The organism is Flammeovirga yaeyamensis (genome assembly GCF_018736045.1).
Lineage (GTDB): Bacteria > Bacteroidota > Bacteroidia > Cytophagales > Flammeovirgaceae > Flammeovirga > Flammeovirga yaeyamensis.
The window spans coordinates 2,162,690-2,178,705 of record NZ_CP076133.1 but is presented as its reverse complement, the minus strand read 5'-3'; the positions used below and the strand labels follow the sequence as shown (position 1 = coordinate 2,178,705).

Annotated in this window: 8 protein-coding genes; 5 read left to right on the top strand and 3 right to left on the bottom strand. The window is 36.4% G+C overall.

Annotated elements, in window-relative coordinates:
* Positions 1–8: 8 nt before the first annotated feature.
* Genes KMW28_RS28235 through KMW28_RS28225 form a run of 3 tightly spaced genes read right to left on the bottom strand, consistent with a single transcriptional unit; the run spans position 9 to position 7,523 of the window.
* The gene (locus KMW28_RS28235; RefSeq protein WP_169662510.1) at positions 9–2,768 is read right to left on the bottom strand and encodes a sulfatase-like hydrolase/transferase; all 2,760 of its coding nucleotides are present in this window, start codon (positions 2,766–2,768) and stop codon (positions 9–11) included.
* 18 nt (positions 2,769–2,786) lie between these two features.
* Complete coding sequence (locus KMW28_RS28230) at positions 2,787–4,355, bottom strand: RagB/SusD family nutrient uptake outer membrane protein (protein ID WP_169662511.1); 1,569 nt, start codon at positions 4,353–4,355, stop codon at positions 2,787–2,789.
* Between the two features lie 9 nt (positions 4,356–4,364).
* On the bottom strand, positions 4,365–7,523 hold the full coding sequence (locus KMW28_RS28225; RefSeq protein ID WP_169662512.1) for a SusC/RagA family TonB-linked outer membrane protein: 3,159 nt from the start codon (positions 7,521–7,523) through the stop codon (positions 4,365–4,367).
* A 464-nt stretch (positions 7,524–7,987) separates the two neighbouring features.
* Between KMW28_RS28225 and KMW28_RS28220 the strand changes: the two genes are divergently transcribed.
* The 5 genes from KMW28_RS28220 to KMW28_RS28200 all read left to right on the top strand — a co-directional run bounded on the left by KMW28_RS28220 (position 7,988) and on the right by KMW28_RS28200 (position 15,650).
* A complete protein-coding gene (locus tag KMW28_RS28220) occupies positions 7,988–10,369 on the top strand; it encodes a glycoside hydrolase family 3 N-terminal domain-containing protein (protein ID WP_169662513.1) in 2,382 nt (793 codons plus the stop codon).
* 102 nt (positions 10,370–10,471) lie between these two features.
* Positions 10,472–11,398, top strand: coding sequence for an alpha/beta hydrolase (locus KMW28_RS28215; protein WP_169662514.1), 927 nt, complete (start codon positions 10,472–10,474; stop codon positions 11,396–11,398).
* Positions 11,398–12,795: a sulfatase gene (locus KMW28_RS28210; RefSeq protein ID WP_169662515.1), complete on the top strand. Its 1,398-nt coding sequence runs from the start codon at positions 11,398–11,400 to the stop codon at positions 12,793–12,795. The genes KMW28_RS28215 and KMW28_RS28210 overlap by 1 nt, the downstream gene beginning before the upstream one ends.
* A gap of 15 nt (positions 12,796–12,810) precedes the next feature.
* Positions 12,811–14,229, top strand: coding sequence for a sulfatase (locus KMW28_RS28205; RefSeq protein ID WP_169662516.1), 1,419 nt, complete (start codon positions 12,811–12,813; stop codon positions 14,227–14,229).
* Complete coding sequence (locus KMW28_RS28200; RefSeq protein WP_169662517.1) at positions 14,229–15,650, top strand: sulfatase; 1,422 nt, start codon at positions 14,229–14,231, stop codon at positions 15,648–15,650. Before KMW28_RS28205 ends, KMW28_RS28200 begins: the two co-directional genes overlap by 1 nt.
* Positions 15,651–16,016 lie beyond the last annotated feature (366 nt).

The following is a 16,016-nucleotide window of genomic DNA, read 5'->3' as shown; positions in this document are numbered from 1 at the left end:
TAAATCATTTAGTTGTTTAGTTCCGTAAGCTTAACTTTAATATTGTTTTTTGCATCTTTCACATCAATCAAACGAGAATACGTTTTCCCCTTGTGAGTGTAAGAAATTTTATATTGTCCTTTAAATCCTCTGAAGTTCACTTTCCCTGCTTCAGCATTGGCCGTCAGGGTAGTTGTCCACTTTTGAAGTTGCTCTTTCCAAACCTTTGCTTCCGGTCTTGGATTTAATTCCAGATCGTAAAAAGCTTTCTTCACATTACCGAAAGGAGTCCAAACATATAAACCTTCCACCTTAGGGTGAGAGAAGTAAATAGTCATCACTTCTTTAGTAATTTCTGCTCTATCTTTATCTGTAAATTTTTGATAACCAGAATCTACGATTTCAAATTCAGTACCCAACATAGGTAAGTTAAACTGAGCGAAAGTTTCTAAGCGATCATAAATATCTTGAGGAGCAATGTGCTGTTTCATTCTTGATTGAAAACCTAATGCTTCTATTGGAGCTCCTTCTGCAAGAATACCATTGATGACATCTAAGTGGAATTGTATGTTCTTTTGTGCAGTTTTGTAAGGTGATGATATCACTTTATTCTCATTTAAGAATAACCTAACATTATCATTTTTTCTTACTTTACCTCCATAGTGGAACCAATGTGCCCAGCTATTTTGTTTTGTCATGTCTTGAACTTCATGACATTCACGAGGCTCATTCAACAAATCCCATTCTGTTACATCATAGTTTTCAAGACCGTAATCCACATAACTTTCAAGACCTTTCATTAAAGCAGCTGTATCTTCTTTTGCTGCTAATTCTTGTAGATCTTTCGGCATGTTTTTGGTCTTTTCCCAAACTAAAGCATGACCACGAAGCGAAATATTATTTTCCTTTAGGAAAGGAATAATGGCTTCTTCATACTTGTCATACAGTTTTTTGTGCTTAATTTTTAAAGCATTTTCAAAACCAGCATGCTCAAACATATTGGCAAATTCATTTTGGTATTTTTCTTTATTGGCACCTCCTAAAAGACGAGAATCGATAATACCTCCCCAACGAAACTGATGGTTTACTTGTTCAATGAAAATCTCCCCATTAATTTCGTTTCCTTTTTTATCAAATACCGTTAGAGTAACATCTCCTTTACGGTACTTTTCTATTCTCTTGTTCGCTTCCGCTTCCCAGTTTCCTGCTGGAGTTTCTACCTTACCTACTTCAAAATCTTTATACTCTCTTTCATTATTAAAAAAGTCAAGGAATAAAGCTCTCATTGCTTCCAATGTTGCCTTATATTCTTTTTCATTGGCATGATTGACAGTTTCTAAAGGATCTTTTTCGTAATCGTAAAGCTCTTCAGCTACTCTTTTACATCCGTCTAAAGAATTTTTAAATCTTGGATTGTTGTTGTACCAAACAGTGTATCTGATATGACCACTTTTTAAAGAATAGCCATTCACAGGGCCTCTAGCTATTTGAGTAACTGCATAGTCTTTTACTCTATCTTTAGAGCCATCTAATACAGGTTGTAAAGATTTACCTGATAAATGAGTAGGTACTGGAAGTCCAGCCATATCTGCTAAAGTAGGGTAGATGTCAACAAACTCTGTTACGGAACTAACTTGTTTTACTGTTTTTTGAGTAGGATCTACAATAATCATAGGCGATTTTGCAGCTTGCTCAAAGTTGGAGTGTTTGTTCCAAAGTCTATGGTCTCCCAAGTGCCATCCGTGATCGCCCCAAAGGATAATAATTGTATTTTTTTCTAAACCACTTTCATGAAGTTGATCGATCAATTGTCCAATCAATTTGTCTACATAAGAAGTAGCCGCATAATAACCGTGGATTAATTGACGTTGACCTTTTTCTGATACAACTGCTAAACCATCTTCTTCACCAATCTCAAGGCCTTCTGTTTTGTAACCTCTCAATTCGCTTGATGTATGATACGCTTTGTCGTATCCACCTTTTACTTTGTGTTGGAATTTTGCTAATGGCACCTCGTCTTCGTTATACAAATCCCAATATTTAGTTGGGGCAGCAAACGGAAGGTGAGGACGTTTATAACCAACAGCCAAAAAGAAAGGTTGATCTTGTTGTGCCAATTCTTTGATGTATTCTACACCTTGATTAGTAATGGCTCCATCAATGTAGGCATCGTCTGGAACATCCGCTTTTTCAAATGCTGGTTTGAATTGCTTTTGCACCCATTTATTGATTTTCTTTTTCTCGATACCTTTTTCCATCGCCTCTTTTCTCAACTCTCTTACTCTTTTTACATTGTAAGGATCCTGATAATAGGAGAAAGCAGGTTCTGCATAACCCTCAGCATATTTTAAATCTTTAGGGTAAGTATATTCTGACCAAGATGGAGCATCTAGTTCAGCATCTACAGATCTTGGATCATAGATTTTACCTACACCATACGTTAAATAACCACTTTCTTTAAAGTATTGTGGTAAAGTAACAACGTCTGGACGTTTGTTACGAATCTTTGTTTTCAAATCCCAAACTTGAACTAAGTCAGGACGTAAGCCAGTTAATAAACTTGCTCTAGAAGGACCACAAACAGCCTGTTGGCAGTGGTTATTTAGAAAAACAGTCCCTTGATCCGCTAATTTATCCATATTTGGAGTGATAGCGTAATCATCACCATAGGCACCAATCGTAGGTTTAAGATCGTCTATAGCGATAAATAGAATGTTTTTCTTTTCTTGTGCATGGCTTGAAAACCATGCACAAGTGATAAATAATATGCTAAGAATATATTTCTTCATGATCAATGGATATATCTATTAGTAACCAGGGTTTTGGTGTTCACTACCAATAAGCTGGTTAGTATTGATTTCTGTTGCAGGAATAGGTAAAAGCATAGCTCTTTCAGCATTTTCATAGAAAATGTCAATACCTTTAACTTCTCCTTCTCCATCTGTTAGAACAAAGTCATTGTGGAAGTTGATGATGTTGTTTTGGAAAAACTCTAAACCTCTACGTCTGTTTCTAAACCAATCTCCTCCTTCACCAAGTAGTTCGTATCTGTACTCGTTCATGATTTTCGTTCTGAATTCATCTTGAGTAAGACCTGACCAATCGATAGGGTGAATACCGTCACCACCAGCGGAGTTTCTTGCTCTGTTTAAAACTTCGTTTACATAAGTTTCCCCTTCGCCCGTTTTACCTAACTCATTGCTGATTTCACCTAACATCAACAATAATTCAGCATAACGCATTACTGTGAAGTTGGCATCAGAATAAGGAGTAGTTTTTGTATGGTCGTTAATCCAATACTTAGCTACAAATGGGAAACCAGAGTTTTTATTATTTCTATTAGTAATAGGGTAGATCTTTTGTTCACCATTCTCTGTACCATCATTGTTGTATTTCATGTAGTTATACATGATCGTCGCTTCGAATCGAGGATCTTGTTGATCGAATGCCCCTAATGCAATTTTGTCTGTATCAGGATCAACATATTCAGGGTTGATTAAGATTCTACCCCAAGAGTTACCAGAGAATGCATTGGATGGCGTGTGTAAACGAATAACATTACCACTATTTGCCATACTGTATTGCATCTCAAAGATCGACTCCATGTTGTTGTTACGAGTACCTTCTATCCATAACTGATGGTAATCAGGCATCAACATGTATTGACCATATACTTTTAAGGCTTCCGTTTCAGCCATTTTCCAGTATTCTGAGTTGCTATCATTTCCTGCAAGTGTCATATAGATTTTTGCAAGTAGCATATTTGCGGCTGCTTTAGCTGGGCGACCTAATGTCTGTGCTTCTTTCTCATATAAAAGAGAATCAGCCATTTTCAAATCACTAATTGCTTGATTATATACTTCAGTCTCTGTAGATCTAGCTATGTGCAATTCGTTGATATCTAATTTACCAGTACGAATCGGTACACCACCATATAATCTCACCAAGTTATAGTACATTAAACCTCTTAAGAAGTAGGTTTGTCCCAACTCATTTAAAACAACATCAGAGGGATCTTCTTGGAATTTTTCAACACCTATAATTGTTTCATTAGCTCTATTGATAGATTGGTAAGAAGCATTCCAAACATTTTCCACAAAAGTTAGGTTAGGAAGTGGGTTTAGGGCAGCAATACCATTAAAGTCAACACTTCTACCAGACATAAATGATCCTGAGTGGTAAGCGGTAAGTTGAAAATAATCAGAACTATAGTAGTTAAATCCGGCTACTGAAGCATATATACCATTTACTGCAGTTTGTACACCCGCATCCGTTTCGAATAAGTTTTCATCACTTAAAAATGGAGGATCTTCTTTTAAACAACTCGTGGTTGCAAAAAGGACAAATGATAGAAATATGATTAATTTATTTTTCATGACGTTGAATTAGAAGGTAATGTTGGCACCAAGTGTAAATGATCTAGCATTAGGGAATGAGTTCCAATCAACATTCATGATTGTACCATCACCCATGAAAGTAGTCAACTCAGGATCGTAACCAGAGTAGTTTGTGATCGTAAATAAGTTTCTTGCAGCGAAGAAAATATTTAGACGTTCAACGCTTCTAGAACTAATCGGTACATCATATCCTACTGTTAAGTTAGATAACCTCAAATAATCACCTCTTTCAATAATTCTATCCGTAAAAAGAGATGCATCAGGATGTGCTAAACGAGGAGCTGTAGCATTTGTGCTACCTTCTCTCCAAGCATTATAATAAGCATCAGGTCTAATGTTTTTATTATTTTGATCTGCATCACTTTCGATCAATAAGTTTCCGTTAGCAATCTCTTGTCCAATAGCACCAGTAAATAAAGCACTTACTGTAAGATTTTTATAAGATACTTTCGCGTTGAAACCAAATGTAAACCAAGGGTTAGGGTTACCGATAATAGTTAAGTCATCATTATCGATGTTACCATCACCATTTTGATCTACGAAGCGAATATCACCTGCAGAAGGTGTTTGGCCATTTACTTTAGTACCATTAGCGGCCTCTTCAGCTGTTTGATAAACACCGTCCGTTTTATATCCCCAGAACATACCTACTTGTTGTCCCACCATAAAAATGTTTGAAGGTTGTTTGAAATAAGTACCAGACGAAACGTTATTTCCTAGGTAATAAGAAGCCATTTGTTGTTCTCCATTGATATATACTGGAGCTTCAGGAATACCTAAGTCCAACACGTTTGTTCTTACCACTGAGATATTACCTCCTAGAGTAATGTTCCAATCTTTCTTCGCATAAGCCACTGTTTCTAACATAAAGTCGATACCTTTATTTTCGATAGAACCTCTGTTAGTTAGGTAACTTTGGAAACCTGTAGAAGGAGGTAATTGAATGGCTTGAAGAAGGTCGTCTGTTCTTTTGTGGAATACGTCTACTGAACCGTAGATTTTACCTTGAAGGAAACCGAAGTCAAGACCTACGTTAGCTTGAGTAGTTGTTTCCCATCTTAAAAATTCATTACCTAAGTTATTAGGGCCAGCACCAATAATTTGATTATTGTTTGCATCAGTATAATAAACAACACCGAAATTGGTCATCGTTTGGTAAGGGTTAATGGCTTGATTACCCGTTAAACCCCAAGAAGCTCTTAGTTTCAGGTTGGATACTGCTTCAGATGTATTCAAGAAGCTTTCTTCTGAGATGTGCCATGCAGCTGCTGCAGAAGGGAAGTAACCAAATTGATTTTCGGCTCTAAATTTAGAAGAACCATCTGCTCTCATTGTAGCTGTTACTGTATATCTATTATCATATGTATAAGTGAAACGACCTAAACCTGATAATAAAAACTCTTCACTTTGTATTGAAGTATAAGGACGAACGATTGTCTGACCTAATTGTGGAGCTCTTGATTTTAAATTATGTACTGGGAAGTTTTCAGATTCCGAATTCGATTGAGTAGTCACCACACCATCAACAATAAAACCAACCACGGCGTCTATTCTATGTTTCTTATTGATCTTTTTATTGAACATCAATAAGTTATCGATCACATAACCTGTTCTATCCATACCTGCAATACCCAAAGCTCCATTAACTTGAGAACCTTTTTGCGTTTCTCTACCATACCAAATTGATCTTTCCTTTGTACGGTAGTTCGTATTAGCTCTTAATTGATATTTAAAACTCTTACTGATAGAGTAAGTAGCGTTAAATGCAGCAAATAATTTTAATTCATTTGATAAATCTTCATAGTCTTGCAAGAAAGCTACCGGAGATCCTAAACCAATATCAGATACATCGTCCTCTTGACCATAGATCGGTTGGAAGTTTACGACTGACTTAGTGAATGAACGGCTACTACCACCTTTCGAGCCACCTTGAGCAAACTGACCTTGAGAATAAAACATCGACATACGTGTATCGATCTTTAATTTATCTGTAACGTTAGTTTGGAAGTTCAAACGTAAATCACCAGTCTTCATATTTGAGTTTTGAACAATACCGTTTAGATCGTTAAAACTACCAGAGATATAGAATTTAGATTTATCCGTACCACCCGATGCTGAAAGTTGTGCTGTAGTACTCACACCTGGCTGATAAATTTCATCTTGCCAGTTGACTTGTACTAATGCTTCAGAGTCTACTATTCCATCTTTGATTTGATAAATTTGCCCATTGTCAATATGATACTGAGGAAAGAAACCTTTTCTCAATCTAACTTCGTTAGACATTTGAGCAAATTCCACAGAGTTTAAGACATCAACTTTATTTGATATCATAGCCATTTCTGTAGACAAATAAGCATTGATTTTAGTTTTACCTTTTGCACCTTGCTTTGTTGTAATCAAAACTACACCATTTGCACCTCTTGAACCATAAATGGCAGTTGCAGATGCATCTTTAAGCACTTCGATAGAGGCAATGTCTCTTGGGTTAATACCCGCAAGACCATTTTGTACACCTTGGTCTTCGTTACCATCAGAGAAAGCGTTGTTGGTATCCTCACCTGCTGAACTAATCACCATACCATCGACAATGTAAAGTGGTTCGTTGTTACCTCTTAAAGAGTTTACACCACGAATCTTCACACTCACACCACCACCAGGCTGACCACTGTTTGTAGTTACTTGTACACCAGCCATACGACCTTGAAGTACTTCATCTACATTAGTGTATTGTCTTGTGATATCTTCATTCTCTTTTAACTGACTTACAGAACCCGTCATGTCTGAAGCATTTTGGCTACCATAACCTACCACAACGATTTCGTCTAGCATTTCCAAATCTTCCTTTAAAGTGATTTGAAGATCGTTGTTTGTAATATCAGTTGGATGTACTTCAACTCTTTTTGTTTTCATACCAATGTATGAAAAGACCAAAGTGACATCACCTTGTAATTTCAATTTGAATTTACCCATGAAGTCGGTTTTTGCACCAACTTTTGTATCTCGATTGTAAACGTTTACACCGGGAAGCGTAATGCCGGACTCGTCGACAACTACACCTTCTACGGTATATTCTTCACCACTTTGAGCATAAAGAGAACTGCTAAAAAAAAGTAGTGATAATAATAAGAGTATTCTACACTTCATCATACTATTGTTGTTGATTCAGTTTTGTGGTTTTACCCACGTTGTTGGTTTAAATTTTCATTTAGTCCTAGCTGTAATTAAATTTAGCGCGTCAGTAGTCCAGCTAGTGAAATGTGTCGAACAATTATAATTATTTACAATCATTCATCAAGGTAGTGTTTTTTCATATTTTTTTTGTTTAACGTCTTTAAAAAATTCTTAACAAATAAATTTGACTTATGTCATGCACAAATGTATAAAGTGTACTTTGGACAATAGTTGTAAGAATTGTTCTAGCAGGTTTGAAAAACGTTCAAAGGTGAAGAATCGATCAAAAACCCCTTCAGAGTACTAAAAAACGCAATGTTTGAATTTTGTTCGCTTTGTTACTTGAACAATTATTCAGACTCATAGAATCATTTATCCACTGTTTTTATAAGGGTATTGGTGACATTTGTGAATGTAAATTTTAATTTTTTATAAGCGACATGAGAACGTTAATCAATGGAATTATTGCTTTACTAGTAGCCGTAGGAATTATCGGCTGTGAAACTAAAGCTAACAACGACCAACCTATTTATAAGAACCCTGCAGCTGCAGTTAATGATAGAGTGGCAGACCTAATGTCTAGAATGACATTGGAAGAAAAAGTAGCTCAAATGGCTCAATACGTTGGACCAGAGCACATGAAGCAAGCAGAGAAAGATTTATCTCCTGAAGAACTTCACAATAATGATGCATTAGGATTCTACCCTGGTTTGCATCATACAGACATCGAACAGATGGCGAAAGAAGGTAAAGTAGGATCTTTCCTTCATGTAATTTCAGGAGAAGAAGCAAACTACTTACAAGAATTAGCACAACAATCAAGATTAGGGATTCCTTTATTAATTGGTATTGATGCCATCCACGGTAATGGTTTGAACTATGGAGCTACAATTTATCCAACGCCAATTGGTTTGGCCTCTACTTGGGACGAAACATTGTCTTACCGTATGGGTGTTGAAACTGCTAAAGAAATGAGAGCAACGGGTTCTCACTGGGCATTTACACCAAACATCGACATCGCTAGAGATGCTCGTTGGGGTAGAGTAGGTGAAACTTTTGGTGAAGACCCTTACTTAGTAGGTAACATGGGTGTGGAAATGATCAAAGGTTTCCAACAAGACGATTTTACAGGTAACGAAAAAGTAATTGCTTGTGCAAAACACCTTATCGGTGGTGGTGAACCAATGAACGGTACAAACGCTTCTCCATTGGATATTTCAATGAGAACAATCAGAGAAGTTCACTTACCTCCATACAGAAGAGCAGTTCAAGAAGCAGATGTATTCTCTATTATGACTGCCCACAACGAAGTAAATGGTATTCCATGTCACAACAGCAAAGAATTAATGACTGATATTGTTAGAAACGAATATGGATTTAACGGGTTCTACGTATCAGATTGGATGGATATCGAAAGAATCCACTCGTTACATCATCAAACAGAAACAATGGATGAGGCATTCAGACAGTCTGTAAATAACGGTATGGATATGCACATGCACGGTCCTAAGTTTACTGAATCTATTGTAGAAGGTGTTAAATCAGGTATTGTTCCTCAAGAAAGAGTAGACGAAGCTTGTGCAAAAATCTTAGAAGTAAAATTCAGGTTGGGTCTTTTCGAAAATCCGTTTACGGATGAAAAGAAAGCAAAAGAGATTGTTTTCAACCAAGAGCATCAAGCAACTGCATTAGAAATCGCTAGAAAGTCAATTGTACTTTTGAAAAACGATGGTATACTTCCATTAAAGAAAAATGCCCATAAGAAAATTTTCTTAACAGGACCTAACGCAAACAATGAGACAATCCTTGGTGATTGGCATTGGTTACAACCTGCTGACAGAATCATTACTGTAAAAGAAGGATTAGAAGCGGTAGCTAAAGAAAAAGGTTTTGCTTTGGATTACTACAACTCTGGCGAGGTGATTGGTAAAACAACTGACAAAGCAATTAAAGAAGCAGCAGCAAGAGCAGCAAAATCTGATTTAGCTGTAGTTGTAGTTGGTGAGAACTCTTTAAGATACAAGTGGTCTGAGAAGACGTGTGGTGAAAATACAGATAGAGCACACATCAACCTTCCTGGTCGTCAGTTAGAATTAATAAAAGCAATTAAGAAAACAGGTACTCCTGTCATTGCAGTATTGGTGAACGGTCGTCCAATCGGTGAAGAGTGGTTAGAAAACAACATGAACGGTATTTTAGAAACTTGGGAGCCAGGTTCATTTGGTGGCCAAGCAATCACAGAAATCTTATTCGGTGATGTGAATCCTTCAGCTAAATTACCAGTAACAGTACCAAGAACAGCAGGTCAAATCAAGTTGTACTACAACCACAAGCCTTCGCACTACTTCCACAAATACAAGTTTACAAACAAGAATCCTTTGTATGCTTTTGGATTTGGATTGTCTTATACAAAATTCAAAACGTCTAATGTAGCGATCAACAAGACATCTATTAATGGCGAAGGTACATTTACGGTAACTGCAGATGTTCAAAACATTGGTAAAGTGGAGGGTGAAGAAATCGTACAAGTGTATATCAGAGATGATTACTCTTCGGTAACTCGTCCAGTAAAAGAATTAAAAGCATATGCTAAAGTGACGTTGAAAGCAGGTGAGAAAAAATCAGTATCATTTGATTTAACAACACAAGATTTAGCGTTCTTCAACCAATCTATGGATTGGGTAGTTGAAAAAGGTACTTTTACAATTATGGTAGGTTCTTCATCAATGGATAAGGACTTAACAAAATTATCTTTAGAAGTATCTGAGACTAAGAAACTAGATTTAAATAATTACAAGCCAAACTATCCAGCGGTAATGTAATTTAAATCACTCATGCACATAAAAAATTAAGGAAATGATGGAGGGCGAACTCCACGCTCTCCATCACTCTTAATTTATTGTTCATATTAAACTATCATTTCAATGAAATTGAATTTATTACTAGCAATATTCACTCTATGTTTTAGTCATCTGATTTTTGGTCAGGGAATTCAGCCTGATGAAAAAATCACTTACAAAACAGTTAATGATGTCAACTTAGAGTTGCACATTTTCAAACCAACAAAACAAGCTAAATCTAAAGGAGCAATTATCTTCTTTCATGGCGGAGGATGGAACCAAGGAAGCCCATCTGCATTTTACCGTCAAGCAAAACACTTTGCTGAAAGAGGTTTAGTGGTCATCTGTCCAACTTACAGACTTAGAAAAATTAATGGTACAACTGTCGTAGAAGCAGTAGAAGATGCACAATCTGCGGTAGCCTATGTACGAGAAAATGCCAAGAAATTTGGAATTAAACCAAATAAAATTGCTATCGGTGGTGGATCTGCCGGAGGGCATTTAGCCGCATCAACAGCATTTATTCCTTCATTAAACAAGGGAGTGAAGGAAGAAGAATATGCACCCAACCTTTTGGTTCTTTTCAATCCTGTTATCGATGCAAGTAAAGAAGGGTATGCACACCGCTTAGTAGATCAAGAAGTGAAAGCTGCAGGATTTAAAAGTTGGGAGGCATTTAGCCCAAGACAAAATATAAATAAGAATTTCCCTGCTACACTAATCGAAGTAGGAGATACAGATAAAGTATTACCTGAACATGTTGCTCGTAATTATCAAGAAATCTGCGAGAAAAATGGAGTAGAATGTAAGTTAGATGTTTACAAAGGAGCTGAACATTCATTCTTCAACATCGGATATGGTAAGAAGCAAGGCTATAAAAAAGGAATCATCAATAGATGGTATTTCGAAGCACTTCAGGAAGCGGATAACTTTTTAGTGGATCACAAATACTTGGAGGGTAATGTAACTATTGATATTCCAGAAGAGGCGATTTATCCTATCAGAAAATAATGAAAAGCGTACTTTATATAGCATTCTTTTTGATGTTCACTCAAATATCATTCGCACAAAAAAATGTGGTGGTGTTTGTAGTAGACGACTTGGGATATTTTGATATTGCCGCTCATGGATCAGAATTCTATGAGACACCCAATATTGATGCTCTAGCAAAAGAAGGAATCGATTTTACCAATGCTTATGTTTCACATCCTAGATGTGTGCCATCAAGATATGGTTTGCAAACGGGTAAATATCCTGCAAGAGCGGGTGTTCCAGGAGCACACGGTAAAGACGAATGTAATATCGAAGCTTCTGAAATTACTATTGGGCAAGCGTTCAAAAACAATGGTTATACCACAGCTTTTGTAGGCAAATGGCACTTAGGAAATACAGAGGAAGCATGGCCTCAAAACCGAGGATACGATGTGAATATTGCCGGATGCAGTGCTGGTGCACCTAAGTCATATTTTTATCCTTTTAATGTTCCACAAAACCCCAAAAGATCGGGAAATCATAGAACAATTGAAGGTTTAGATGAAGGAGTAAAGGGAGAATATTTAACCGATCGTTTAACTGACGAAACCGTAAAATTCTTAGATCAAGATCACAAAAGTCCTTTCTTTTTGATGTTGAACCACTATGGGGTGCATACTCCATTAGAAGCCAAGGCTTATTTAGTGAAAAAATACCAAAAGAAATTAGAAGGTATGTCCTTCGAAGGCCCAGCGTTTTTGATGAAGGATGGAGAAACCAAACAATATCAAAATGATGCCGTTTACGCAGCTATGATAGAATCGGTAGATCAGTCTTTGGGTAGAGTGGTGCAGTCGTTAAAATCAAATGGTTTGTATGAAAACACAATTATTGTATTGACATCAGATCATGGAGGATTGTCTAATAGAGGTGTGGGTAACAAACGTAAGATTGCGACATCAAACTTACCTTTAAGAGCAGGTAAAGGACATAATTATGAAGGGGGAACGAAAGTACCTTTCATTTTAGCCGGAAACCTTGGAGAGGTAAATGTCAATAAAGATCAGCTAACGACAAATACAGATATTTATCCTACTTTATTAGATTTATGTGAGTTACCTTTGGTGCCTCAACAACATTTAGATGGAATAAGTATTAAATTAGCAATACAAAAAAGTAAAACCATAAATAGACAAGTATTTTGGCATTCTCCAATGGCTAGACCAAAATCTACTGGAGATACGAATTGCACGGTGGTAAGGGAAGGAGACTTAAAGTTGTTTCACTTTTATGATGAGCAACGCTATGAGATGTACAATCTCAAAAACGATCCTTACGAGACCTATAATATATTTGATCCAAAAAATAAAAACTCTAAAAAATTGATGAAAGCAATACAATCTTGGCAGAAAGAAGTAAATGCAGTCATCCTTTAAATTAAATTGATAAAAATGAAAAACTTAAAACTTATCTTTTTAGTACTTCTTCTTTCTGTGGGAACACTATCGGCCCAAAATAAGAAGAATGTCATTATCTTTTTAGTAGATGATTTGGGATATTTTGATATCTCTCATCATGATTCGGATTTCTACGAGACGCCTAACATTGATAAATTAGCACAAGATGGTGTGGATTTTACTAACGCTTATGTGGCTCACCCAAGATGTTTGCCATCAAGATATGCTTTGCAGACAGGTCGTTACCCAGCAAGAGCGGGTATTCCTGCAAGAAATGAAAATACGATCAAAGGGAAAAAATTCTACGATAACGAAAAAACTATCGGACAAGCTTTTAAAGAACAAGGGTACCATACTTTCTTTACAGGAAAATGGCACTTAGGTCATGAAGAAGATGAGTGGCCTAATAACAAAGGATACGATATCAATATTGCTGGCGGTGCAGCAGGTGCTCCAAATTCTTATTTCTTCCCATATAATACACCTAAAAATCCAAAGAAAGTTAATAAAAAAGGACACGGTAAAATCTTAGGATTAGACGAAGGTGAAGAAGGGGAGTATTTAACAGATCGTTTGACTGATGAGACTTTGAAGTTCATCAACATGGATCATGAGGGTAAACCATTCTTCGCTGTTTTGTCTCACTATGGTGTACATACGCCTTTTGAAGCAAAACAAGACGATGTTAAAAAGTATAGAAAGAAGGCAAAAGGGATGACTTTTGAAGGTCCTGAATATACTGAGAAAGATGGTTGGACAAAGATGCACCAAAACAACCCAACGTATGCTGCCATGGTACAATCGGTAGACGAAAGTTTAGGTCGTCTTGTCAAAGAATTGAAGGATAAAGGAATGTATGACAATACAATTATTGTTTTCACTTCTGATCACGGTGGATTATCTAACAGAGGAAATGGAAACAATAGAGAATTAGCAACATCTAACCTTCCTTTAAGAGCAGGTAAAGGTCACTCTTTCGAAGGTGGTACAAAAGTTCCTTTGATTTTTGCAGGTGCACCTATCACTAAACATAAAGTGATTGATCAGGTAACAACAAATACAGATTTATACCCAACTTTATTGGAATTGTGTGATTTGAAAACTTTCCCAACAGAACACTTGGACGGAAAGAGTATCAAAAACAATATCGTTAAAGGTAAAACGGAAGATAGAGTGTTATTCTGGCATTCGTCAAGAGCAAGATTAAAAAGCACAGGCGATAATTATTGTACAGTAGTTAGAGATGGAGATTTAAAAATGTTCCACTTCTACAAAGAAGATGTATATGAAGTATATGATCTTAAGAAAGATCAATCAGAATCAAATAACATCTATGATGCTGAAAATAAGAAACACAAAGAGTTGAAAAAAGCGATCAACCTTTGGAGAAAAGAAGTTAAAGCCGCTCTCTAATGAAAAAACTATTAAAATCTATTGTAGCAGGAATACTATTCGTTCCTGCTACAGTTTTCGCTCAAGATAAACCGAATATTTTATTTATTACGGTAGACGATTTACGTCCGGAATTGGGTGCCTATGGTAATGAAACCATCAAAACACCTAACATTGATCAATTAAGCGAACATGCCACAACGTTTAACAATGCTTTCTGCCAAGTACCTGTTTGCGGTGCTTCGAGAGCATCCATGCATACGGGCGTTCGACCTACATTTACACGTTTTGTAGATGCAGGGGCAAAGATTGATAAAGACATGCCCAATGCGGTAACAATGGGTCAGCATTTTAAAGAAAATGGATATTATACGTTTTCAGCAGGTAAAGTGATTCATGGTAAAACAGATGCCAGTAAACGAACTTGGTCGGAATATCATCCAGCTGAAAATATGTTCGAGTATCACAATCCAGAATTGGTAGCTGATAACGAAAATCCAACAGCACCTTATAAAAAATCACTTCCTTACGAGATAGTTGAGAACAGTAAGGATACCGATTTCTTAGACGGTAGAACCATTGAGTTAGCAAAAGACCGTTTAAAGAAATTTAAAAAGATGGATCAGCCATTTTTTATGGCGGTTGGTTTAGCTAGACCTCACCTTCCTTTTGTCGCTCCAAAACGTTTTTGGGATGAGTACAAAGAAGATGAGATCGAGATGGCTAAAAATCCATTTTTACCTGAAGGAATTCCAGCCGTTGCAAAAACGAGTTACGGAGAATTAAGAGCCTACAGAACAGTTCCTAGAAAAGGGGATATAGATGCTGAAATGGCCAAGAAATTAAAACACGGTTATTATGCATCAGTGAGTTTCTCAGATTATCTTTTAGGAGAGTTAATTGATGAACTGAAAAAACAAGGTCTGTATGACAACACCATTATTGTCCTTTGGGGTGACCACGGTTGGCAATTAGGAGAGCATACATTCTGGGCAAAGCACACAGCATTTGATATTGCCATTAGAGTTCCATTTATTATTAAACCTCATTCTGGTAAGAATGCACAATCTGGAGCAACAGAAGGTTTTGCAGAAATGGTCGACGTCTTCCCAACTCTTTGTGATTTAGCCGGGTTAGAACAGCCAGATCAATTGCAAGGTCAGTCTTTAGTACCCACATTAATGAATGGTGATGTTTCTGTAAAAGAATACACTTTAAGCCGTTGGAAACAAGGTGATACAGTAAGAACAAAAGGGTTTAGATATACATTATTCAGAAACAAAGCCGGTAAAGAACTGGCAGAGATGATGTATGACTTAACAAAAGATCCTCAAGAGAATAAAAATATAGTAAATGATCCTGATTATGCCGATCAGGTCAAGAAGCACAGGGCGTTATTGAAAACTGCTCTGGCCCATTATCAATTGGATCATGCCAGATAGTTAGTAATAGAAAATTATAGTTTAGATGGTAAACCACTCGCCTTTTAGGTGGGTGGTTTTTTTATGATGTTTTATATTAAACATGAGTGTATATGTATATAAGTTAGAACGCAATCATTAATGAAACGAAGTTTTATGTTAAGGAGAAAACCGTCAGATATATCAAGAGATATTTTTCTACTTCTTTATTTATTTTTTAACTGATAATTGACTCAAAATCAACTTTAATTTACAAATACAGACATTTTACACCTTGTTATATTGAAGGTAGAACATTTATTCATCCCTACTGAACGGAAATTAAACTTGTATTTTTTACGGTTAAACGACCTTTGAAATGATTATTTAAGCAAAACATACAACTAA

What these genes read in the sequence shown, in the direction of transcription:
- KMW28_RS28215 (WP_169662514.1), top strand. Translation starts at nt 10,472, where the DNA reads ATGAAATTGAATTTATTACTAGCAATATTCACTCTATGTTTTAGTCAT.
- KMW28_RS28235 (WP_169662510.1), bottom strand. Translation starts at nt 2,768, where the DNA reads ATGAAGAAATATATTCTTAGCATATTATTTATCACTTGTGCATGGTTT.
- KMW28_RS28225 (WP_169662512.1), bottom strand. Translation starts at nt 7,523, where the DNA reads ATGATGAAGTGTAGAATACTCTTATTATTATCACTACTTTTTTTTAGC.
- KMW28_RS28230 (WP_169662511.1), bottom strand. Translation starts at nt 4,355, where the DNA reads ATGAAAAATAAATTAATCATATTTCTATCATTTGTCCTTTTTGCAACC.
- KMW28_RS28210 (WP_169662515.1), top strand. Translation starts at nt 11,398, where the DNA reads ATGAAAAGCGTACTTTATATAGCATTCTTTTTGATGTTCACTCAAATA.
- KMW28_RS28205 (WP_169662516.1), top strand. Translation starts at nt 12,811, where the DNA reads ATGAAAAACTTAAAACTTATCTTTTTAGTACTTCTTCTTTCTGTGGGA.
- KMW28_RS28220 (WP_169662513.1), top strand. Translation starts at nt 7,988, where the DNA reads ATGAGAACGTTAATCAATGGAATTATTGCTTTACTAGTAGCCGTAGGA.
- KMW28_RS28200 (WP_169662517.1), top strand. Translation starts at nt 14,229, where the DNA reads ATGAAAAAACTATTAAAATCTATTGTAGCAGGAATACTATTCGTTCCT.